At 55.7% G+C, this 20,223-nt stretch carries 22 protein-coding genes and 1 pseudogene; 17 read left to right on the top strand and 6 right to left on the bottom strand.

Annotated features, from left to right (window positions below):
• Positions 1-14 precede the first annotated feature (14 nt).
• The 9 genes and pseudogenes from H3L92_RS01375 (at position 15) to H3L92_RS01415 (ending at position 7,084) form a co-directional block, all read left to right on the top strand.
• Positions 15-923, top strand: coding sequence for a DMT family transporter (locus H3L92_RS01375; protein WP_245945455.1), 909 nt, complete (start codon positions 15-17; stop codon positions 921-923).
• A 235-nt stretch (positions 924-1,158) separates the two neighbouring features.
• Complete coding sequence (locus tag H3L92_RS01380) at positions 1,159-1,614, top strand: HvfX family Cu-binding RiPP maturation protein (RefSeq protein WP_085365105.1); 456 nt, start codon at positions 1,159-1,161, stop codon at positions 1,612-1,614.
• 189 nt (positions 1,615-1,803) lie between these two features.
• Positions 1,804-1,893 (top strand): annotated as a pseudogene (locus H3L92_RS13690) (HvfA family oxazolone/thioamide-modified RiPP metallophore); the annotation flags it as partial.
• 106 nt (positions 1,894-1,999) lie between these two features.
• Entirely contained in the window at positions 2,000-2,230 is a 231-nt protein-coding gene (locus tag H3L92_RS01390) for an HvfA family oxazolone/thioamide-modified RiPP metallophore (protein WP_085365103.1), read from the top strand.
• Between the two features lie 86 nt (positions 2,231-2,316).
• Positions 2,317-3,168: an HvfB family MNIO-type RiPP peptide maturase gene (locus H3L92_RS01395; RefSeq protein ID WP_085365102.1), complete on the top strand. Its 852-nt coding sequence runs from the start codon at positions 2,317-2,319 to the stop codon at positions 3,166-3,168.
• The gene (locus H3L92_RS01400) at positions 3,155-3,877 is read left to right on the top strand and encodes an HvfC family RiPP maturation protein (protein WP_085365101.1); all 723 of its coding nucleotides are present in this window, start codon (positions 3,155-3,157) and stop codon (positions 3,875-3,877) included. Before H3L92_RS01395 ends, H3L92_RS01400 begins: the two co-directional genes overlap by 14 nt.
• A 3-nt stretch (positions 3,878-3,880) precedes the next feature.
• Positions 3,881-4,474 (top strand): sigma-70 family RNA polymerase sigma factor, encoded by a 594-nt coding sequence (locus tag H3L92_RS01405; protein ID WP_085365100.1) that lies wholly within the window; start codon positions 3,881-3,883, stop codon positions 4,472-4,474.
• A gap of 9 nt (positions 4,475-4,483) precedes the next feature.
• Positions 4,484-4,660 carry a zf-HC2 domain-containing protein gene (locus tag H3L92_RS01410; protein WP_085365099.1) on the top strand — a complete coding sequence of 59 codons (177 nt, stop codon included), beginning with the start codon at positions 4,484-4,486 and terminating at the stop codon, positions 4,658-4,660.
• Positions 4,661-5,008: 348 nt separating this feature from the next.
• Positions 5,009-7,084, top strand: coding sequence for a TonB-dependent siderophore receptor (locus H3L92_RS01415; RefSeq protein WP_085365098.1), 2,076 nt, complete (start codon positions 5,009-5,011; stop codon positions 7,082-7,084).
• Positions 7,085-7,260: 176 nt separating this feature from the next.
• Here H3L92_RS01415 and H3L92_RS01420 read toward each other — a convergent pair whose 3' ends face one another.
• The gene (locus tag H3L92_RS01420) at positions 7,261-8,037 is read right to left on the bottom strand and encodes a ferredoxin--NADP reductase (RefSeq protein ID WP_085365097.1); all 777 of its coding nucleotides are present in this window, start codon (positions 8,035-8,037) and stop codon (positions 7,261-7,263) included.
• 228 nt (positions 8,038-8,265) lie between these two features.
• Here H3L92_RS01420 and lspA point away from each other — a divergent pair, with 228 nt between their 5' ends.
• Complete coding sequence (gene lspA / locus H3L92_RS01425; protein WP_085365096.1) at positions 8,266-8,778, top strand: signal peptidase II; 513 nt, start codon at positions 8,266-8,268, stop codon at positions 8,776-8,778.
• Between the two features lie 28 nt (positions 8,779-8,806).
• Complete coding sequence (gene ispH, locus H3L92_RS01430; RefSeq protein WP_085365095.1) at positions 8,807-9,745, top strand: 4-hydroxy-3-methylbut-2-enyl diphosphate reductase; 939 nt, start codon at positions 8,807-8,809, stop codon at positions 9,743-9,745.
• Positions 9,746-9,890: 145 nt separating this feature from the next.
• On the opposite strand, the gene tsaD is transcribed toward ispH, so the two are convergent.
• From tsaD to H3L92_RS01445, 3 genes are all read right to left on the bottom strand, one after another.
• Positions 9,891-10,955, bottom strand: coding sequence for a tRNA (adenosine(37)-N6)-threonylcarbamoyltransferase complex transferase subunit TsaD (tsaD, locus tag H3L92_RS01435; RefSeq protein ID WP_085365150.1), 1,065 nt, complete (start codon positions 10,953-10,955; stop codon positions 9,891-9,893).
• A gap of 77 nt (positions 10,956-11,032) precedes the next feature.
• A complete protein-coding gene (gene metF, locus H3L92_RS01440) occupies positions 11,033-11,878 on the bottom strand; it encodes a methylenetetrahydrofolate reductase [NAD(P)H] (protein ID WP_085365094.1) in 846 nt (281 codons plus the stop codon).
• Positions 11,879-12,392: 514 nt separating this feature from the next.
• A complete protein-coding gene (locus H3L92_RS01445; RefSeq protein ID WP_085365092.1) occupies positions 12,393-13,553 on the bottom strand; it encodes a polyamine ABC transporter substrate-binding protein in 1,161 nt (386 codons plus the stop codon).
• Positions 13,554-13,867: 314 nt separating this feature from the next.
• Here H3L92_RS01445 and H3L92_RS01450 point away from each other — a divergent pair, with 314 nt between their 5' ends.
• The 6 genes from H3L92_RS01450 (at position 13,868) to H3L92_RS01475 (ending at position 18,319) form a co-directional block, all read left to right on the top strand.
• Positions 13,868-14,386, top strand: a complete 519-nt coding sequence (locus tag H3L92_RS01450) for an RNA pyrophosphohydrolase (RefSeq protein WP_085365091.1) — start codon at positions 13,868-13,870, stop codon at positions 14,384-14,386.
• 128 nt (positions 14,387-14,514) lie between these two features.
• Positions 14,515-14,967, top strand: a complete 453-nt coding sequence (locus tag H3L92_RS01455) for a DUF7832 domain-containing protein (protein ID WP_085365090.1) — start codon at positions 14,515-14,517, stop codon at positions 14,965-14,967.
• Between the two features lie 22 nt (positions 14,968-14,989).
• Entirely contained in the window at positions 14,990-16,045 is a 1,056-nt protein-coding gene (locus H3L92_RS01460) for a glycosyltransferase family 4 protein (protein WP_085365089.1), read from the top strand.
• A 12-nt stretch (positions 16,046-16,057) separates the two neighbouring features.
• Entirely contained in the window at positions 16,058-16,627 is a 570-nt protein-coding gene (gene gmhB / locus H3L92_RS01465) for a D-glycero-beta-D-manno-heptose 1,7-bisphosphate 7-phosphatase (protein ID WP_085365088.1), read from the top strand.
• A 251-nt stretch (positions 16,628-16,878) separates the two neighbouring features.
• The gene (locus H3L92_RS01470) at positions 16,879-17,613 is read left to right on the top strand and encodes a lysophospholipid acyltransferase family protein (protein WP_085365087.1); all 735 of its coding nucleotides are present in this window, start codon (positions 16,879-16,881) and stop codon (positions 17,611-17,613) included.
• Positions 17,614-17,635: 22 nt separating this feature from the next.
• The gene (locus tag H3L92_RS01475) at positions 17,636-18,319 is read left to right on the top strand and encodes a M48 family metallopeptidase (RefSeq protein WP_085365086.1); all 684 of its coding nucleotides are present in this window, start codon (positions 17,636-17,638) and stop codon (positions 18,317-18,319) included.
• 164 nt (positions 18,320-18,483) lie between these two features.
• On the opposite strand, the gene H3L92_RS01480 is transcribed toward H3L92_RS01475, so the two are convergent.
• Together H3L92_RS01480 and H3L92_RS01485 are read right to left on the bottom strand one after the other, a co-directional pair.
• Positions 18,484-19,311, bottom strand: a complete 828-nt coding sequence (locus H3L92_RS01480) for an undecaprenyl-diphosphate phosphatase (protein ID WP_085365085.1) — start codon at positions 19,309-19,311, stop codon at positions 18,484-18,486.
• 191 nt (positions 19,312-19,502) lie between these two features.
• Complete coding sequence (locus H3L92_RS01485) at positions 19,503-20,204, bottom strand: thiol:disulfide interchange protein DsbA/DsbL (protein WP_085365084.1); 702 nt, start codon at positions 20,202-20,204, stop codon at positions 19,503-19,505.
• Positions 20,205-20,223: the final 19 nt, after the last annotated feature.

Raw genomic sequence — 20,223 nt, forward strand, 5'->3', positions numbered from 1 at the left:
CAAGGAGCCGCACTATGCCCGCCCCATCGCGTTTGCGCGTCCACCTGCAACTTATCGGCATGGCGTTGTTTTGGGGTGCGAGCTGGTCGTTTGCGAAAACCATGGTGCAGCATATGCCGCCGATTGCCGGCGCCGGCCTGCGCTTTGTGTTCAGCACCGCCATTCTCTTGATGTGGCTGTATTACCGGCAAGGCTTTGCACCGCTGCGCGCGCTTGGCCGCCCGCAGTGGGCGGGGCTGATTATTGCCGGCTTTTTCGGCATTTATCTCTATGCCGTCTTTTTCATGGTTGCCCTGCAATATGTGCCCGCCGGCAAAGGCGCGACCACGGTTGCCCTAAACCCGGTGCTGCCTTTGTTGCTCGGCGCCTGGCTGTTTCGCGAACCGCTTAACCTGCGTATTTTCTGCGGCATGGCGCTGGCGGTTGCCGGTGCATTAACCGCCATTTCTCGTGGCGATTGGCTGGCGCTGTTTTCCGGCGGGCTGGGCATGGGCGAATATATGCTTTTCGGTGCCGTGCTGAGTTGGGGCGCCTATACCCTTATCGGCCGCTTTCTGCTCAAGGGTATCCCGCCGCTCATCAGCACGCTTGTTGCGGCGGGCAGCGGCAGCCTGATGCTGCTGGTAACTTCGTTTTTGGTTGAAGGCGTGCACGGCTGGCAGCAGCTTGCCCATACGCAGCCGGCGGCATGGATGAGTTTGGCCGGTATCGTTGTGCTGGCTACTGTGCTGGGCTATTTGTGGTATTTCGACGGCATCAAAGCGTTGGGCGCGGGTAAAGCCGCAATCTATATGGCGCTGGTACCGGTTTTCGGCATCACCGTCTCTACTTTGTGGTTGAACGAACCTTTGCATGTTTCCCTGCTCGGCGGTGCGGTGATGGTGGTGGGCGGTATGTTGGTTATGAATCTTCGGAAAACATAAGGCTGCTTTTGCATAACGCTGATGTAGTAGATGGCGTTATGGATTTTGCAAAGGGTTGGTTGTTATAAAAACACCGCGGCCGTCTGAAATGTTTCAGACGGCCGCGGTGTTTTTATAACAAAATATTAAATTTTTTCAATCGCTTGAAGATTTATCATAAAAAATCTGTAGCAACGTGTAAGAAGCCGCCGCCTGTGCCGTCTACTCGGGCATGAACGATTTTTCAGGAACCATCATGAACCGCACAGCTTGTTTGAGCCGCTTTTCAGACACATGGGGCAAAGATGCCGCGATTTTGGGTTTGCGCTTGTTTGCCGCTTATGAATTCTGGGAAGCGGGCATTGAAAAATGGAACGGCCAAAACTGGTTTGCCGATATTCAAAGCGCGTTTCCGTTTCCGTTCAATTTGTTTTCCGCTGGATTCAACTGGACGGCGGCAACGGGCATCGAGTTGGTGGCGCCGCTGTTGCTGCTGTTCGGCCTGTTCGGGCGCGCCGGCGCGCTGATGCTGATGGCACTAACGGCGGTGGCATGGGCGGCGGTACACAGCGGCAACGGCTATAACGTGTGCGACAACGGCTACAAAATGGCACTGATTTATCTGGTGGCGCTGCTGCCGTTGGTTTTGCAGGGCATGGGCCGTTTTTCGCTGGACTATCTGCTTTTCGGCCGGCGCAATAAGGCCGTCTGAAACGGTTAAGCGCCGTTTTATCCGGCAGAGATTTTATTCTTTATTGGTTTTATCCCCTCTATATGTTTGAAAGGAAAAAGAAATATGAAAACCACTTCTACTTTGATGGCATTGGCCGGCGCGCTGGTTTTGGCGGGCTGCCAGGTCGAGCCTGCGCAATCTTCTTCGCCGGAAGTGTCGGTGCAGCAGAAAGCGGGCGAGGGCAAGTGCGGCGCGGCTTCCCAAGCGGGCAAGGCTGCCGAAGGCAAGTGCGGCGAGGGTAAATGCGGCAGCAAATAATGTGATACCGGTTTGAAAAGGCTGCCAGGCATTTTCAGACGGCCTCATGTGTTCAACTTCATTTTCAATACTTGTTAATTTTCAATACTTTTTAAAAGGAAACATCATGAAAAAATCTTCTTCTCTGATTGCATTGGCCGGTGCGCTGGCATTGTTGGGCGGACAGGCAATGGCGGAAACCAAACAGCCCGCTGCAGCCAAAACCGTGAAAACCGCCGTTAAAAAAGCGCAGGAAGGCGCTTGCGGCGAGGGCAAATGCGGCGCGTCGGCCGGCAAGAAATCTGCCGGTAAAGCGGGCGAAGGCAAGTGCGGCGAAGGCAAGTGCGGCAGCAAATAAATAATTGAGGCCGTCTGAAAAGGTTTGCCGTTTTCAGACGGCCTTTTCGCCCCGTATGGCTGGAACAGTATGAAAAAGGAGATGGAATGAATACCTTGCACGGCGCCGGTTTGGGCTACAAACGCAGCATGGCTGCCGATTTCTTGCAGCTTGACCGCAACAACAGCCCGATCCGTTTCATTGAAATCGCCCCCGAAAACTGGTTGAGAATGGGCGGCGCGGCACGCAAGCAGTTTGATGAAGTGGCCGAACGCTTTCCCGTCGCCTGCCACGGCCTGTCGCTGTCGCTGGGCGGGCAAGACCCGTTGCAGCTTGATTTTCTCAAACAAATCAAAGCATTTTTGCGGCAATACCGCATCGGCTTTTTTTCGGAGCATTTGAGCTATTGCAGCCACCACGGCCATATTTACGACCTGCTGCCGCTGCCGTTTACCGAAGAGTCGGTGCGCCACACCGCCGCGCGCATCCGGGCGGTGCAGGATATTCTCGAAATGCGCATCGCCGTGGAAAACACTTCATATTACGCCCACAACCCGATTGCCGAGATGGACGAAGCCGAGTTTCTCAACGCCGTGGTGCGCGAGGCCGACTGCGACATCCATCTGGACATCAACAATATCTACGTTAACGCCGTCAACCACGGCATTGTCGCCCCGCGCGACTACATCGACCGCACCGATTTGGCGCGCGTCAGCTATATGCACATGGCCGGCCACGACGAAAAAACCGAAAACCTGCTCATCGACACCCACGGCCAGCCCGTGTGCGACGACGTGTGGGATTTGTTTGCCTATGCCTGCCGCCGCCTGCCGCACAGCGTGCCCACCCTGCTGGAGCGCGACAGCAACTTCCCGCCGTTTGCCGAGCTGGAAGCCGAAGTCGCCCGCATCGCCGCCATCCAACAACAAGCAGAAAAGGAACGCCATGCAGCCGCATAACCCCAGCCCCTCCGCCCGCGCGCAGGCCGAGCTGGCCGACCATGTGCGCAACCCCGCGCTGCCCGCGCCCGCCGGCATCGCCCCCGAGCGTCTGGCCGTGTACACCCGCCTGGTGCGCAACAATTTGAAAAGCTTTCTCGACCTCTGCTTCAGCGACAGCAGCCTTATGCTCGACCCCGCGCAATGGCAGGGCTGGCAGAACCGCTTTTTGATCGAAGCGCGCCCCGAATCGCCGTTTTTCAACGATATTCCCGCGCAGTTTCTCGCCTACCTCAACCGCCTGCCCGAACACGACAGGCCGTCTGAAAACATTCTGGCGATGATGGATTTCGAAACCGCGCTGCTGCACGCAGAAACCGCCCGACAACCCGATTCAGACGGCCGCTGGAGCGAACACAGCGTGTTATCATGGGCGCCCGCCGCCCGCCTGCAACAATATCCCTGCGATTTCGTCAGCAGCGGTTTGGCGCAGATAAACGCCGGCGCGTGCCACGTTTTAAGCTGGCGCAACCGCCGCAACGAAGTGTATTACCGCATTGTGGAAGATACCGATTTGTTTTTACTGCAACATTTTCAAAGCCAAAACGACACCTTCGCCCGCCTGCTCGAAAGCCTGCAAAGCCTGCTGCCGGGGCAGGACATCGAAGGCCGCCTGAAAACGGCCGTCGGCGGTTGGGTGGAAGCAGGCGTTTTACTCACGGCGGAATAAATCATGGAAGCATTCACGCAAAAACTGGCCGCCATTCGCCAAGATGTGCTGCGCTTTGCCAAAATCCAACTGCGCGACGAATATCTGGCCGAAGACATCGTGCAAGACACGCTGGCCGCCGCCATCGCCAAACACAGCCAGTTCCGCGGCGACGCCGGGCTGAAAACCTGGGTGTTGAGCATACTCAAAAACAAAATCGCCGATTACTTCCGCAGCCACAAATACACCGTCAGCCTTGAGAGCCTGCAAGAAGAAAACGACGCCATCGAACGCCACTACGACCACTGTTTCGACGAAAACGGCCACTGGCAGCTTGCCGACAGCCCGCAAAACTGGCAGCCCGCCCCCGAAGAAGCCGTTGCCCGGCAGGATTTTTTCCGCGCGCTCGAAAACTGCATGCAGGGCCTGCCGCAGGATACCGCCCGCATTTTCTATTTGCGCGAAGTGATGGGTTGGGACGTGGAAGAAATCTGCCGCGAATTTGCCATCAGCAAAGATAACTGCTACGTTATTTTGCACCGCGCCCGCAACGGCCTGCGCCGGTGCCTGCAACACCGCTGGTTCGACTTGGCCGAAGAAGAAGGCGCAGGGAAATAAGGAGGAAATATGTTGAAATGCAAAGAAGCCTGCGTATTGCTTTCGCAAAGCCAGGACCGCACACTCACCCCGCGCGAACGCCTTTCGGTGTGGGTGCATCTGGCAATTTGCCCGCATTGCCGACGATACCGCAAACAGTTGAAGTTTATCAGAAAAAATATTAAAAATTGGCAGGAGCGGGAATAGGGCGGGGCGGCCGGCTGGAAATTTTCGTGTTTGCCGGCAGGCCATCCGGGCAGCGGTTTTTAAACGATAAAACCGCTGCTTTATTTTTGCTATCGTGAATCAATTTAAGAAAAGTATGCGCGCCATAATCGGATTAAGTCCAATCAGGATAAATAATTATCATGAAAATAGTTTCAGAGTGTATTTTATTTTAAGTAACTGTATTTGAATATAAAAAACAAAATTCGGTTTGGCGAAAGCCGAGCCGAAATTTTTATTGACGTAAAATTATTCCTGTAATACCATGCAAAAATGTAAATAATACTAATTCTTAATTAATTTGTTTTAAGTGTGTAAACGAGGTGAAAAATGAAGAAAACGATTTTGGCCGTATTGATCGGCAACGCATTTATCCTGCCTGCTTGGGCAGAAACGGAAGCACAAACACAAAGCGTTACATTGGATAATGTAGTGGTGAAAGGCGACCGGCAAGGCAGTAAAATCAAAACCAATATCGTTACCCTGCAGGAAAAAGACGAAAGCACGGCAACCGATTTGCGTGGTCTGTTAAAAGAAGAGCCTGCGATCGATTTCAGCGGCGGCAACGGCACTTCTCAGTTTCTCACCATTCGCGGCATGGGTCAGAACTCGGTTGATCTTAAGATAGACAACGCCTATTCCGACAGCCAGATTCTGTATCACCAAGGCCGCTTCATTATCGACCCGGCGTTGGTGAAAATCGTATCGGTGCAAAAAGGCGCGGGTTCGGCCAGCGCGGGCATCGGTGCCACCAACGGCGCGATTGTCGCCAAAACCGTTGATGCCGCAGATTTGCTCAAGGGCTTGGATAAAGATTGGGGCGTGCGCGTCAATGCCGGTTATTCGAGCAATGAAGGCCACAATTACGGCACCAGCGTATTCGGCCGCGCAGGCAATTTTGACGGCCTGCTCTCTTATAGCCGGACAGATGAAGACGATTACAAGGCGGGCAAAGGTTACGCCAACCAATATGGCGGCCAAACCGTTTTGAAAAGCGGTTTGGACAAGCGCAGCTATTTGGCCAAAATCGGTGCGAATTTCGACAACCACCGCATTGCCTTGAGCCATATGCAGGACCAACATCGCGGCGAGCGTTTTGTGCGCGAAGAATTCGGCTGGGAAACCCTCCCGCGCGGCAACCGGATTGCCGATAATGCCCCGGTTTACCGTGAAACCACCCTTTCCAACACCAATTTGGAGTGGACGGCACAAGACTTGGGTTTCATCGAAAAACTGGAAGCAAACGCCTATCTGATGAAAAACAAGCGTTATTCAGTTGACGACACCAGCAACGGTTATGCCGGCAATGTGCCCGGCCCGACCACCACCGTAATCGACACCAAAGGTGCCAATTTGGGTTTGGACAGCCGCTTGGGCGAAAAAACGCTGCTCAAATACGGCGTGAACTACCGCCATCAGGAAATTAAGCCGCACGCTTTTTTAAATTCGCAATACACCAACAGAGATGATGCGCAACTGCAAAGCCTGGTGAGAAGCTACAATCTGGTTAACCCGACCAAGACCGACGCGGGCGTGTATGCGGAAGCCATTCACGATATCGGCGATTTCACCTTAACCGGCGGCCTGCGCTACGACCACTTCGACATCAAAACCCACGACGGCAAAAAAGTGTCTGCCGGCCGTCTGAACCCGAGCTTCGGCGTGATTTGGCAGCCGCTCGACACGCTCAGCTTCAGCGCCGTCCACAACTACGCCAGCCGCAGCCCGCGCCTGTATGATGCCTTGATGATCCACGGCCGCCGCGGCATCGTTTCCATTGCCGACGGTACCAAAGCCGAGCGCGCGCGCAACACGGAAATCGGCTTCAACTACAACAACGGCACTTTTGCGGCAAACGGCAGTTACTTCTGGCAGAAAATCAGCGATGCTATCGCCAACCCGCAAGACCGCCACGGTTCGGCTTTTAGAGAAGCCGCCAATGCGGGCTACATCAAAAACCGCGGCTACGAATTGGGCGCGTCTTACCGTACCGGCGGCCTGATTGCCAAAGTGGGCGTTGCACACAGCAAACCGCGCCTTTACGACACACACCCCGAGAAGTTGTTAAGCGACAACCCCGAATTTGCCGTTCGGGTAGGCCGCACGTGGACCGCATCGCTGGCCTACCGCTTCAACAAGCCCGATTTGGAAATCGGCTGGCAGAACCGTACCGTGCAGAAAGCCTCGGGTTCCGTTTTGGTGCGCGACGGTTCGCAGGTTGAACGCAAGAGCTATAACGTTAACGATATCTATGCCAACTGGAAGCCGTTGGGCAAAGATACTTTGAATGTGAATTTCGCCGTTAACAATGTGTTTAACAAGTTCTATTATCCGCACAGCCAGAAGGGTACAACCCTGCCCGGCATAGGCCGCGATTTCCGCTTGGCAGTGAACTACAGATTCTAATCTGCCCTACTGTTTTTCAGGTATGGCGGGTATCGCAACCGGATAACCGCTGTGCTTGGAATTTTGGCGGAAACAGAAATAGAAACTATAAGGCCGTCTGAAAGCATCAAAATCTTTCAGACGGCCTTTTATATTGTGTATTCGATTTGGATAATCTTGCAAAAATCCTGTCGGCTTCAAAACCCGTTTTCCATCATAATCTGCCCCGGTATGCGGTTGCGGTGCATGGCGAAACCCATATCGAGCAGCGCTTGGAAAGTATCCCTCACCATTGCCGGATTGCCGCAAATCATAAAGCGCGTATCCTGCGGGGTGAACGTTTTGCCTGCGGCGGCGGCCAGCCCGCCGTTTTTCAGCAACTCGGGCAGGCGTTTGTTTAACGCGCCCGCCGCCTGTTCGCGCGTGAGCACGGGCAGGAAGGTGAGTTTGTGGAAATACTCGCCCACTAGAGGGTGCGCCTGCAAAGCCGCGATGCGCCCGTTAAAAATCAATTCGCCCGCATAAGAAACGGAATGCGCCAGCGTTAAGCTGTCGAAACGCTGCCAGATTTCGGGCTGCTCCAATATCGATAAAAACGGTGCGATGCCCGAGCCGGTGCAGAGCATCACTAAATCGCGGCCGTCGGCAAAGCGTTCGGGCAGCAGAAAGCCGGTGGCGGTTTTGTCGAGCAACACGGTATCGCCGCTTTGCAGTGCGGCAAGTTTGGCCGACATCGGGCCGTTTTCGATCAATACGGCGAAATATTCGAGCGTGTCGGCATACTCGGCAGACACCACAGAATAAGCGCGCCAAATAAAACCGCTTCCGTCGCGAAAGCCCAGGCGCGAAAACTGGCCGGCCGAGAAGCGGTAGCTTTCGGGGCGGGTGATGGCGAACGTCATCAGCTTGGGCGTGTGGCGTTCAACCCATAAAACGGTTTCTTCGGTGTATTTGGCTTCGGGTGCGGCGCTCATGTTTGCCCCTAATGTTTTCAGACGGCCTGAATTATACCGAAAGGCCGTCTGAAAATGGGTTAGGGCGGGCAAACTTATTTTGACTGTGGTTTTTGGCGGTTGGTCTGTTTTGGATGCCGCCCTCCGTTAAGCAAGATGCCCGCTGCGCCGTTTGCGCAATTTAACCCCGCTTGCAGATGATTCGGGTAAAATACCGTTCTTTAAATTTTCCCTATCCCAACCACACACATGAGCGCCCCAAAATCTTCCAAAATCAAATATTGGCTTTTGATTGCCGCCGCCATCGTGATCGATCAGATCACCAAAACCCTTGTTTTGCAGCGTTTCCAATTTGCAGAACGTTTGAATATTATCCCCGATTTTTTCGATTTGACGCTGGTGTTCAACACCGGGGCGGCGTTCAGCTTTCTGGCCGATGCGGGCGGCTGGCAGAAATATTTCTTTCTCGCCCTGGCGGCCGTTATCAGCTTTTATCTTGCCCGCGCGATTGTGAAAGACGACTTCGGCGCATGGGGCAAATGGGGCGCGGCGATGGTGATCGGCGGCGCTTTCGGCAATGTGATCGACCGCCTGATTCACGGCCATGTGGTGGATTTTCTGCTGTTTTACTGGCAAAGCTGGTTTTACCCCGCGTTTAATGCCGCCGACAGCTTTATCTGCGTCGGCGCCGTGATGCTGGTGATTGACGGCTTTAAACACAAAAAAGAAAAAGCGGCAGGCAGCGGAGCAGAGGCCGTCTGAAAACCATTTATTCAACAAAGTACACATCATGACCCAGAAAACCATAATTTTAGCCAACCCGCGCGGTTTTTGCGCCGGTGTCGACCGCGCCATCAGCATCGTCGAGCGCGCGCTTGAAGAATTCGGCGCGCCGATTTATGTGCGCCATGAAGTGGTGCACAACAAATTCGTGGTCGATAACCTGCGCGAAAAAGGTGCGGTGTTCATCGAAGATTTGGCCGACGTGCCCGAAGGCGCCACGCTGGTTTATTCCGCCCACGGCGTATCCAAAGCCGTGCAGCAGGAAGCGGCCGAACGCGGTTTTCAGGTGTTCGACGCCACCTGCCCGCTGGTAACCAAAGTGCACAAAGAAGTCGCCCGCCTCGATGCGCAGGGCTATCAGATTATTATGATAGGCCACGCCGGCCACCCCGAAGTGGAAGGCACGATGGGGCAGCTTTCGGAAGGCAGCATGCTTCTGGTGGAAACCGTGGAAGACGTTGCCAAGCTCGAGGTGCGCAACACCGAAAAACTCGCCCATGTGAGCCAAACCACTTTGTCGGTAGACGAAACCCGCGACATCATCGAAGCCTTGCAGGCGCGTTTTCCGCATATCCGCAGCCCGCATAAAGAAGACATCTGCTACGCCACCACCAACCGCCAAGAAGCGGTAAAAGAGCTGGCCGCGCAATGCGATATCGTGATTGTGGTCGGCTCGCCCAATTCTTCCAACAGCAACCGCCTGCGCGAAGTGGCCGCCCTGCGCGGTGTGGACGCTTATATGGTGGACAATGCGGGCTATCTGAAACGCGAATGGTTCGAAGGCAAAAACAGCGTGGGCGTAACCGCCGGCGCATCTGCTCCCGAAGTGCTGGTGAAAGAAGTGATTGCCACGATTCAGAGCTGGGGGCATGAAACCGTGCGCGAAGGCGAGGGTGCGGAAGAGAGTATTGTGTTTGTGCTGCCCAAAGCATTGCGGAAAGAATAATTGCGGAAACGGTTTCGATATATCGGTATTTGCATAAACACAGGCCGTCTGAAAGTTTTCAGACGGCCTGTGTTTATAAATCCATTTCGGTATTGCAAAACATTTACGTCATACTCGGGTCAAACCCGGGCATGGCGCAGATATTTCAGCTTTTCACAATCTCCGCCAGCGGCCAGCGTGGTTTCACATCGAAGCCGCCCGCCGCCTGCGCGTTTTGCAGGCGCATGGCGCCGGCAAAGGCAATCATGGCGCCGTTGTCGGTGCAGTATTCCATCGGCGGAAAATACACGCTCACCGCTTCGGCGGGCGGTTTGGCGCGGCCTTTGGCGTGCGGTGGCTGCACGGTGAGCGATAGCAGGGTTTCGCGCAGCTTCCAGTTGGCGCCCACGCCGCCGGCCACCACCAGCGTGCGGAAACCCGTGTCGAGCAGGGCTTTTTGCGACTTGGCCGCCAGCACGTCCACTACTGCGTCTTGAAACGCGCGGCAGATGTCGTTGCGGGTTTGCTCGGGGATTTCGCCGCCGTTTTCCGCACGCACTTTCTGCACGGCGGTTAATACGGCGGTTTTCAGGCCGGAAAAACTCATCTGCAAGTCGGGCGAATGCAGCATAGGGCGCGGAAATTCAAACGCATCGGGCGAGCCGAGTTTGGCCAGTTGCGACAGTTTGGCGCCGCCCGGATAGGGCAGGCCGAGCAGTTTGGCGGTTTTGTCGAAGGCTTCGCCCGCCGCATCGTCAACGCTTTCGCCCAAGAGCGTGTAGTCGCCGATACCCCGCACCGCCATAAACTGCGTATGCCCGCCGGAAACCAGCAGTGCCACAAACGGAAAGGCGGGTTTGTCGTCGGCCAGAAGCGGCGAGAGCAGGTGGCCTTCGAGATGGTGCACCGGCACCACGGGTTTGCCGAGCGCAAACGCCAGCGCGTTGGCGTAGCCCGAGCCGGCCAGCAGCGCGCCGCCCAAACCCGGCCCCTGCGTGAACGCCACCGCGTCGATGTCGGCGTAGTCTGCGCCCGCTTCCCGCAGGCAGCTTTGGGTGAGCGGCACCAGGCGGCGGATATGGTCGCGGCTGGCCAGCTCGGGCACTACGCCGCCGTATTCGGCGTGCATCGCCATCTGCGTGTGCAGGCGGTGTGCGAGCAGGCCGCGTTCGGTGTCGTAAAGCGCAACGCCGGTTTCGTCGCACGAAGATTCTATTCCCAATACCAACATAATCATCAGGCCGTCTGAAAAGTAAAAGGCGGTATTCTAACGGATTTGCGCCCGCCGTGGCTTGCCGCCCGCGCGCATCAGTAACCCAAACGCTGGCAGATGGTCGAAACCAAACCGGCTTGGTTGAGGGTGTAGAAATGCAGGCTGGGCGCGCCTTCGCGCAGCAGGCGCTCGCACATGTCGGTTACCACGTCGAGCGCCAGCGCTTTGATGGAGGCGGTGTCGTCGGCATACGATTGCAGCTTCAGCCGCAGCCAGCGGGGGATTTCGGCGCCGCAGGTGTCGGAAAAGCGCGCCAGTTTGGAAAAGCTGGCAATCGGCATGATGCCGGGGATAATTGGAATATCCACGCCGCGCCCGTGCACGTCGTCCACGAAGCGGAAATAAGCGTCGGCGTTGTAAAAATATTGGGTGATGGCCGAATCGGCGCCGGCTTTGGCTTTGCGCACGAAGTTGTTCAAGTCGTCTTCGGCGCTGCGCGCCTGCGGGTGGTATTCGGGGTAGGCGGCCACTTCGATGTGGAAGTCGCTGCCGAACTCGGTTTTAATCAATGAAACCAGTTCGTTGGCGTAACGCAGGCCGCCCAGCCCCGCGCCCATGCCGGAGGGGATGTCGCCGCGCAGGGCAACGATGTGGCGCACGCCGAGGGATTTGTATTCGTTGAGCAGGTTGATGATTTCCTGCGGCTGCATGCCCACGCAGGGCAGGTGGGGAGCGGCGGCCACGCCTTCGCTCAAGATATCTTGAATCGCCTGCATGGTGCCTTCTTTGGTGGAACCGCCCGCTCCGGAGGTGCAGGAAAAGAATTCGGGGTCGAACTGGCTTAACTGCTTGCGCGTAATTACTTGCTTGGCGCGGCCTTCGGGGGTGCGGGTGGGGAAAAATTCAAAACTCAGTTTTTTGCGTTGCTTGCTGCTTAACATGGTGCGGCCTTTTGGTTTTCGGTTTTCAGTATGCCCTAGGGAGTGTAGTTCAGAAAGCTTGCGAAGCGGTTTTTTGAGGAAAAATCCGCAGATGCAAGGCAAAAAGCACAGCAAGATTGGATATCTTGCGAGCATTTGTAACGCCGCAGATGCGGATTTTAACCAAAAATACCGCCGCAATGCCTTCTGACTGCACTCCTTAGATTATGCGGCATGATGTTTTTAAATCAAGCGCTAATGCGCGGTGTTTGCGTGAAAAATATTTGTTCGGATATGAATCGGATTGTTGCGCGCGGCAAAAGGGAAATGTTTTCAGACGGCCTTCTTTAAAGATATCCGGCAAAGCTTTTGGTTTTTGAAACACCAAACGCCTGCGCCGCATTTGCCGGCATTCACCCGAATATCGGTTATTGCGGCGGAACAAAAAATACTCGGGCAGAGCCCGAGTATTTTTGAAAACAAATATTTCCATGCTTCAAGCGGGTTGGCAAAGTGCTTCCCGCCTTCGTGCTTATTATTTGTTGGCTTTCAAGCCCTGCCACAGGCGCACGCTCAGTTTGACGGCGTCGGCCGATTTGGGCAGCACCACGAAGCTCTTGGCTTTCACTTCTTCGCTGGGGAAGATGGAGTTGTCGTCGGAATATTGTTTTTCCATCAGTTCGCGCGCGGGTTTGCTGGCGGGGGCGTAGGTAACGAAGTTGCCGTTTTGCGCCGCCACTTTCGGATCGAGCGTGTAGTTGATGTATTTGTGGGCGTTAACAACGTTTTGCGCGTCTTTCGGGATCATAAACGAATCGATCCAGATGCCCACGCCGGTTTTCGGGGTGAGCACTTCGATGTTCACGCCGTTTTTCGCATCTTTGGCGCGGTTTTTGGCAATGTTGAGGTCGCCGCCGTAGCCTACGGATACGCACAGGTTGCCGGCCGCCATATCGTCGATATAGCCGGAGGAGCTGAAGCGTTTAACGTCGGGGCGAACTTTTTTCATCAGCTCGATTGCGGCTTTCAAGTCGTCGGCGTTTTCGCTGTTCGGGTCTTTGCCCAGATAGTTCAGCGCCAGCGGAATCTGCTCGGTGGGGCTGTCGAAGAAGCTGATGCCGCAAGATTTCAGTTTGGCGGTGTATTCGGGGTTGAACACCAAATCCCATTCGTTGGCGGGCAACTGGTCGGTGCCGAGCGCTTTTTTCACTTGGTCTTTGTTGATGGCCAGCGTGTTGATGCCCCAGAAGTAGGGCACGGCATATTTGTTGCCGGGATCGACTTTGTCCATCATCGCCATCAGGTCGGGATCAAGATTGGCATAGTTGGGGATCAGGTTTTTGTCGATTTCCTGATAGGCGCCGGCTTTAATCTGGCGGCCCACGTTGGCAATCGAGGGCGCCACCAAATCGTAACCCGATCTGCCGGTTAATACTTTGGCTTCGAGCGTTTCGTTGCTGTCGTAATAGTCGTAGCGCACTTTCACGCCGTTGGCTTTTTCAAATTCGGTGATGGTGGCGGGATCGACATAGTCGGACCAGTTATAGATGTTGAGGTTGGCTGTTCCCTCAGCAGAAGTTTGCTGCGCGCCGCTTGCCGGTGTGTCGCCTGCCTGTTGGGTGCCGGAGCCGCCCGATCCGCCGCAGGCGGCCAGAAACAGGCTTGCCAGCGCAGAAAACAATAAAGTTTTTTTCATCTTTTTATCCTTCAAAAAAACGTACCGTTTGCGTGGTACAAAAAAATAGAGAAATATGTAAACGGCACCTTGCCGCATACAGCAGGCGCCGGCTGGCCGGCGTAGTGCGGATTAAACGGCAAAAGCCTTTCAGATGCAATACCTTAGCGCGTAAAAACCAACGTTTTTTAACACATTTTCAGATAGGCGTTTCATCATAAACAAAAATTTTTTTCACGCGGTGCCGCAGCAGCTGCGCGCACCGTGGCGGATTTGTCAAAACCCCTGCATTTATGGGAAAATCGCCCGATTGAATTTTATGCAAAGGGCGAACGATGCTCGACCGTGAAGGATATCGCCCCAACGTCGGTATTATCTTAACCAACGACCGCAACGAGGTTTTCTGGGGCAAACGCGTGCGCGAACATTCGTGGCAGTTTCCGCAAGGCGGCATCAAACCGGGGGAAAGCCCCGAAACGGCGATGTACCGCGAACTTTTGGAAGAAGTGGGCCTGCTGCCGCACCATGTAAAGATTTTGGGCCGCACGCGCGACTGGCTGCGCTACGACGTGCCTTCGCACTGGGTGCGCCGCGAATGGCGCGGCTCCTACCGCGGCCAGAAGCAGATTTGGTATCTGCTGCGCCTTATCGGCCGCGAAAGCGACGTGCATCTGCGCGCCACAAGCCACCCCGAGTTCGACGGCTGGCGCTGGCACCAATATTGGGCGCCCATAGATGAGGTAATTGATTTCAAACGGGATGTATATGCGGGCGCTTTAAGCGAGTTGTCGCGCTTTCTGCGCGGTTTGGAAACATTGGAAGAATTCAACCGCAGGCAGTCGGCAGAGCGCTGAGCGCGCTTGTTTAACCACGCATTCAGGCCGTCTGAATATCCGCACGGCAACCGGCGGTTTTTCAGACGGCCTGTTTTGTGCAGATAATGTTGCCTATACAGAAGGCCGTCTGAAAGAGGGCAGAAACCATGTATGACCACGTGCAATTCCACACCGACGAAAACTATCCCGCCGGCCTGCCGCCGGAAAACGCGGCCACCCATATCGGCATGTATTGGGCGTGGGCGGCATCGCAAGGCCTCACCAACCCCGTTTGGCAGAGCGCGCCCGAAACCGCCGCCGATTTCGCCGCCATGCTCGAAGGCGGCATCAGCGGCGCCGAATTTCTGCGCCGCCATATGGACGGCGCACTCACGCGCGACGATTTCAACGATTTCGGCCAACGTTTTACCGACTTTTATTACGACGACGAAGAAGACGGCTACGGTGCGTTTATGGAAGACTATGTGCGCACCATGAACACCCCCGCGCTCGGCAGTTTTTACCATGTTGCCGACAACGCCGAAAACCGCGCCGCTTTGGAAGCCGTGTTCCAAGCCGCTTTTGAAGCGTGGGATGCCAGCCTGCGCAGCAAACGTTAGGCCGTCTGAAAGAATAAACACTATGTCTGCCAAACCCTTAGCCATCAGCATCAATTGCTTCCGCCGCGGCGGCGGCATGGAAAGCTACACTTTCGATTTGGTGCGCCATCTCACCGGCGGCGGCCGCAGCGTGCGTGTTTATGCGGCGCAATTCGATGCCGCCTTGCCCGAATACGCCCACATCGAACCTTGTTTGGTCAAGCAGAGGCTGGTGCCCAAAAAACTCAGGCCGTTTTTCTTTTCCGCCCAATTGCAGCCGCACCGCCGCCCCGAAGAGCAGCTGATAGCCTGCAACCCCAGCGACCATGCCGCCGTATTCGTTTGCGGCGGCACGCATCTTGGTTATCTGCGCAACATGGGCAAAACCGCCAACCCGATCGACAAACTAACCGTTTGCCGCAACCGCAGCAATTACGCCACCGCCCGCTCCATCATGGCGCACTCGGCGATGATGCAGCGCGAACTGGTGGAGCTTTACGGCATCGATTCTGCCAAAATCCGTGTGGTTTATCCGCCTGCCGACACCCGCCGCTTCTACCCCGATGCCGGGTCGGCTGCCGCCACGCGCCGCCGCTACGGTTTTCGCGACGATGAAACCGTTTTCCTGTTTCCGTCCACCGGTCATACGCGCAAAGGTTTGGATTTGCTGGCTGCTTTTTTCGAGCACACCGATTTGCCGGTCAAGCTCGCCGTTGCAGGCTCGCCCTTGCCGCGCCCGATGAAAAACACGGTGGAACTGGGCTTCTGCGACGATATGCCCGCCCTTTACCGCGCCGCCGACTACACTATTATGGCATCGCTCTACGAGCCGTTCGGTTTGGTGGGCGTAGAATCGGTGTTGAGCGGCACCCGCGTGGTTTTATCGGACAATATGGCCTGCACCGAAGTGATGAACGGCGGCGCCGGCTTTTTCTTTTCCCGCGAAAACCCCGAAACCCTGGCCGAGGCCGTACGGCAGGCGGCAGCCCTCAAGCAGGCGGGCGGCCATAAAATCGCCGAGCCGCTGCAAGCCTTAACCTACAATCCCGATGTGGCGCACCATATAGCCGGGTTGGATGCCATGTTGCAGGCCGTCTGAAAAGGAAAACACATGAAACTGATTATTCTCGACCGCGACGGCGTGATTAACCACGACCGCGACGATTTTGTAAAATCCGCCGACGAATGGGTGCCGATAGAGGGCAGCATGGATGCCGTTGCCTTTCTCACCGAGGCGGGTTACACCCTGGCCGTGGCCACCAACCAATCCGGCATAGGCCGCAATTATTTCACCGTGGAAACCCTCACCGAAATGCACGCCAAAATGCACCGGCTGGTGCAGCAGGCAGGCGGAAAAATCGACGGTATCTGGTTCTGCCCCCACACCGCCGCCGACAACTGCGGCTGCCGCAAACCCAAGCCAGGCATGATTGCCGACATTATCGAGCGTTTCAACGCCGAAGCCGCCGACACCTGGCTGGTGGGCGACAGCCTGCGCGATTTGCAGGCCATCGACGCGGTGGGCGGCAAGCCCGCGCTGGTGCTCACCGGCAAAGGCAAAAAAACGCTGGAAAACGAAGGCGACCGTCTGCCGGAAAACACGCAGGTGTTCGACAACCTGCTGGCGTTTTCGCAATACGTTATGCAGGAGAAAGCCGCCGGAGAAGCCAAAGAAACCTGATGCCGGCAAGTTGAGGCCTTTGCGAGCCATATCGATATTGCAAACACTCTGCGTCATGCCCGGGCTTGAGCCGAACATCTTTTGGTTTCGCAAAGAAATAAATAGAGATACTCGGGTCAAGCCCGAGTATGACGACAGTAGGATTTTTCAGACGGCCTAAACGACTTGCAAAGGCCTCAGCCCAAACAACGTTGGATTTTTCTACAACCCAAGCCGTCTGAAAAAACACCCGCAACCCACAGGAACCCCGAATGCTTTATATCCGCAACCTTATCTACTGGCTGGTGCTGGTGCTGATTACCCCGCCGATGTTTATCCTGATATTGCCCGCCGCCCTGATACCCAAAGGCGCCAATTACGTTGGCCGTGCATGGGCGCTGGTGCTGGTGTGGCTGCTGAAGAACATCGTCGGCCTCACATACCGCGTGGAAGGCCGCGAAAACATTCCCGCGCGGCCGTCGATTATTTGCAGCAAGCACCAATCGGGCTGGGAAACTTTGGCGTTTCAAGAAATTTTCCCCCTGCATGTTTTCGTGGCCAAAAGAGAGCTGTTTAAAATCCCGTTTTTCGGCTGGGGGTTGAAACTGGCCAACACCATAGGCATAGACCGCAGCAACCGCACCCAAGCCAACCGCCGGCTGATGGAGCAGGGCTTGGCGCGCAAAAAAGAAGGTTTTTGGATTACCATCTTCCCCGAAGGCACCCGTTTGCCGCCCGGCCAACGCGGCAAATACAAACTCGGCGGCGCGCGCATGGCGCAGATGTTTGAAATGGACTTAGTGCCCGTGGCGCTCAACAGCGGCGAATTCTGGCCGAAAAACTCGTTTTGGAAATATCCCGGCGAAATCACCGTGGTTATCGGCAAACCCGTCGCCTACAACAGCGGCGCGCCCGAAGAAGTAATGGCGCAATGCGAAAGCTGGATTGAAGCGCAGCAGCAAAGAATCGGCGGCAGGGGGCCGTTTGCAGCCCTCAAGGCCGTCTGAAACCTGTTCCGGCCATATTCACATGCAGCTTACCTACACCTTTTCAGACGGCCTCATCGTTCATATCGAACTGAAACGCAGCGCCAAGAAAAATATCATTCTGCGGCCGCATTCGGCCGACACCGTCCGCATCAACGTGCCGCCCTATCTGAGCGGCAGGCAGTTGCAGGCCTGGCTGGCGGGCAACGAGCCTTTGCTGCTGAAAACCCTCAGCCGCGCCCCGCAACCCGCGCCCGAAACCATGCCCGAACGCATTTGGTATCGCGGCGAACGGCATACCCTGCATACCCACGCGCAGACGCATATCCGGCACCAACCGCCGCAAATCCTGCTACCCGACGCACCGTGGAGCCGGCAGAAAACCCTGTTGCGCCGCCACCTTGCCGGGCGCGCCGCCGAAACCCTGCTGTCGCGTCTGGCGCAACACGCCGCCGCAATGCGGCTGACCCCTGCCGCAACCGCCCTGAGCAATGCCAAAACCTTTTGGGGCGTGTGCCGCAGCCGCACCGGCATCCGTCTCAACTGGCGTCTTATCGGCGCCCCTGATTTTGTGGCGGATTATGTGTGCATACACGAACTCTGCCATATCCCGCATCCCAACCACAGCCCGCGTTTTTGGGAAATGGTCAACCGCCATACGCCGCACACAGAGGCCGCCAAAAAGTGGTTGAAACAGCACGGCGGCGAGTTGTTTGTGTTGGATTGAAGCGGGCGGGGCAAACGCCGTCGTCATGCTTGGGCCAAGCCTGAATATGATGTATATACTTTTTCTTAAGTTGCTTGACTATATACTGCGAAGGCCGTCTGAAAATATTTTCAGACGGCCTTTGTGGCGGGTTTGACGCAATCAATCGTTTTCGGGAAAAACGGCTACATTTCCGTCCAGTTTACCCAGCCCATCCACCAAGTGATCAGGATCAAACCGCCGAAAATAATGCGGTAGTAGGCAAACGGCACATAGTTTTTGGTGGCAACGAATTTCAACAGGGCTTTCACCGCCAAGAGGCCGGCGGCGAAGGCGGAAACGAAACCCACCGCAATCAGGCCGATGTCTTGCGCGGAAAACAGATGGAAGTGTTTCAACACATCGTAAGTGGTGGCGGCAATCATCACCGGCACGGCCAGAAAGAATGAAAATTCGGTGGCGACTTTGCGCTCCAGCCCCCACAACATACCGCCCATAATGGTGCTGCCCGAGCGCGAAGTGCCGGGTACCAGCGCGCAGATTTGGGCAATGCCCACCACCAGCGCGTCGCGCATACGCATATCGTCCACACTGGTTACTTTCGGCGGAATAAAGCGCTGGCGGCGCTCGATCCACAAAATAATAAATCCGCCGATAACCAAGGCCGCAGCCACGGTAATCGGGTTAAACAGCCAAAGTTTGATTTGCTTACTGAAAATCAGGCCGACCACGGCAGCGGGGATAAAGGCCACGGCCAGGTTGATCACGAAACGGTTCACCTGTTTGTCGCGGCCGATGTGGGTAACCACATGGGTGAAACGGCGGCGGTATTCGAAGATAACCGCCAGCACCGCGCCGAGCTGGATGGCGATTTCAAACACTTTGCCGTTGCTTTTGAAGTTGATCAAATCGCCTACCACAATCAGGTGGCCGGTGCTGGAAATCGGCAGAAATTCGGTCAGGCCTTCGATAATGCCCAGAATCAGGGCTTTGAACAATAACAGGATATCCATAAATCAGGGAGGTTCTTTCAGACGGCCGGGCAGCTTTCAGACGGCCTGGTAAAAATAAATTTCAGGCAGCCTTTTATAGCCTGAAAACCTAACGATTCCGCAACCGCCGCGCCCGGCCGCACTTCTTTGCGCCGATGCCGCCAGCTTTGCATCATCATTAGGTTTCTTTGCTACGGCTGCCCGCTTGCTGCTTATTTGTTGGCAGACTTGGCAATCGACGCGCCCTTGCTTTTCAGTGCCGGAACGGCTTTTTTAGCGGCCGGCGCTTTCATGCCGCGCTCGCTGCGCACTTTGGCCACCAACTCGTTAATGGTTTTCATGCCGGCGTTCCAGTCGCCGGTGAATTTCACCTGGTATTTGCCGCCCACGATCACGGTGGGCGTGCCGCTGATTTGGTAGGTGTTGGTCAGCTCTTCCATTTTTTTGGCTTGGGCGGGGTTGCCGAACGAATCGTAAGCGGCAATCAGTTTCTTGCCGTCGAAGCCCTTCTGGCTTTCGGCCCACTGCTTGAATGTGGCCGTGTCGGCCAGGTTGATTTTCTGCTCGTAAACGGCTTTAAACACCTCGGGGTTGGCCTGGTATTTCAGGCCGGAGCTGTTCACTGCGGCGGCTACGCGCGCCAAGCCCAGCATTTCGGGCTGCCAAACAACGTGTTCGGTGCGCAGATAGGTATCGGCAGGGAAAGTTTTGGCATGTTTCAGCAGCACCGGGTCGAGATGGTAGCAATGCACGCAGAAATAACCGAAAAATTCGAGCACTTCGATTTTGTCGGCCTGAAGCTGGGGAATCGGCTTGGGCAGAACGGTGTAGTCGGTGCCTTCGGTTGCCGCATGGGCGTTGGCGGCCAAGCCGAATGCTGCCGCGGCGGCCAGTAAAATGCTTTTCAGTTTCATGTGTGGTCCTTTTTGCATC

The organism is Neisseria dentiae (assembly GCF_014055005.1).
Lineage (GTDB): Bacteria > Pseudomonadota > Gammaproteobacteria > Burkholderiales > Neisseriaceae > Neisseria > Neisseria dentiae.

What these genes read in the sequence shown, in the direction of transcription:
- H3L92_RS01375 (WP_245945455.1), top strand. Translation starts at nt 15, where the DNA reads ATGCCCGCCCCATCGCGTTTGCGCGTCCACCTGCAACTTATCGGCATG.
- H3L92_RS01380 (WP_085365105.1), top strand. Translation starts at nt 1,159, where the DNA reads ATGAACCGCACAGCTTGTTTGAGCCGCTTTTCAGACACATGGGGCAAA.
- H3L92_RS01390 (WP_085365103.1), top strand. Translation starts at nt 2,000, where the DNA reads ATGAAAAAATCTTCTTCTCTGATTGCATTGGCCGGTGCGCTGGCATTG.
- H3L92_RS01395 (WP_085365102.1), top strand. Translation starts at nt 2,317, where the DNA reads ATGAATACCTTGCACGGCGCCGGTTTGGGCTACAAACGCAGCATGGCT.
- H3L92_RS01400 (WP_085365101.1), top strand. Translation starts at nt 3,155, where the DNA reads ATGCAGCCGCATAACCCCAGCCCCTCCGCCCGCGCGCAGGCCGAGCTG.
- H3L92_RS01405 (WP_085365100.1), top strand. Translation starts at nt 3,881, where the DNA reads ATGGAAGCATTCACGCAAAAACTGGCCGCCATTCGCCAAGATGTGCTG.
- H3L92_RS01410 (WP_085365099.1), top strand. Translation starts at nt 4,484, where the DNA reads ATGTTGAAATGCAAAGAAGCCTGCGTATTGCTTTCGCAAAGCCAGGAC.
- H3L92_RS01415 (WP_085365098.1), top strand. Translation starts at nt 5,009, where the DNA reads ATGAAGAAAACGATTTTGGCCGTATTGATCGGCAACGCATTTATCCTG.
- H3L92_RS01420 (WP_085365097.1), bottom strand. Translation starts at nt 8,037, where the DNA reads ATGAGCGCCGCACCCGAAGCCAAATACACCGAAGAAACCGTTTTATGG.
- lspA (WP_085365096.1), top strand. Translation starts at nt 8,266, where the DNA reads ATGAGCGCCCCAAAATCTTCCAAAATCAAATATTGGCTTTTGATTGCC.
- ispH (WP_085365095.1), top strand. Translation starts at nt 8,807, where the DNA reads ATGACCCAGAAAACCATAATTTTAGCCAACCCGCGCGGTTTTTGCGCC.
- tsaD (WP_085365150.1), bottom strand. Translation starts at nt 10,955, where the DNA reads ATGTTGGTATTGGGAATAGAATCTTCGTGCGACGAAACCGGCGTTGCG.
- metF (WP_085365094.1), bottom strand. Translation starts at nt 11,878, where the DNA reads ATGTTAAGCAGCAAGCAACGCAAAAAACTGAGTTTTGAATTTTTCCCC.
- H3L92_RS01445 (WP_085365092.1), bottom strand. Translation starts at nt 13,553, where the DNA reads ATGAAAAAAACTTTATTGTTTTCTGCGCTGGCAAGCCTGTTTCTGGCC.
- H3L92_RS01450 (WP_085365091.1), top strand. Translation starts at nt 13,868, where the DNA reads ATGCTCGACCGTGAAGGATATCGCCCCAACGTCGGTATTATCTTAACC.
- H3L92_RS01455 (WP_085365090.1), top strand. Translation starts at nt 14,515, where the DNA reads ATGTATGACCACGTGCAATTCCACACCGACGAAAACTATCCCGCCGGC.
- H3L92_RS01460 (WP_085365089.1), top strand. Translation starts at nt 14,990, where the DNA reads ATGTCTGCCAAACCCTTAGCCATCAGCATCAATTGCTTCCGCCGCGGC.
- gmhB (WP_085365088.1), top strand. Translation starts at nt 16,058, where the DNA reads ATGAAACTGATTATTCTCGACCGCGACGGCGTGATTAACCACGACCGC.
- H3L92_RS01470 (WP_085365087.1), top strand. Translation starts at nt 16,879, where the DNA reads ATGCTTTATATCCGCAACCTTATCTACTGGCTGGTGCTGGTGCTGATT.
- H3L92_RS01475 (WP_085365086.1), top strand. Translation starts at nt 17,636, where the DNA reads ATGCAGCTTACCTACACCTTTTCAGACGGCCTCATCGTTCATATCGAA.
- H3L92_RS01480 (WP_085365085.1), bottom strand. Translation starts at nt 19,311, where the DNA reads ATGGATATCCTGTTATTGTTCAAAGCCCTGATTCTGGGCATTATCGAA.
- H3L92_RS01485 (WP_085365084.1), bottom strand. Translation starts at nt 20,204, where the DNA reads ATGAAACTGAAAAGCATTTTACTGGCCGCCGCGGCAGCATTCGGCTTG.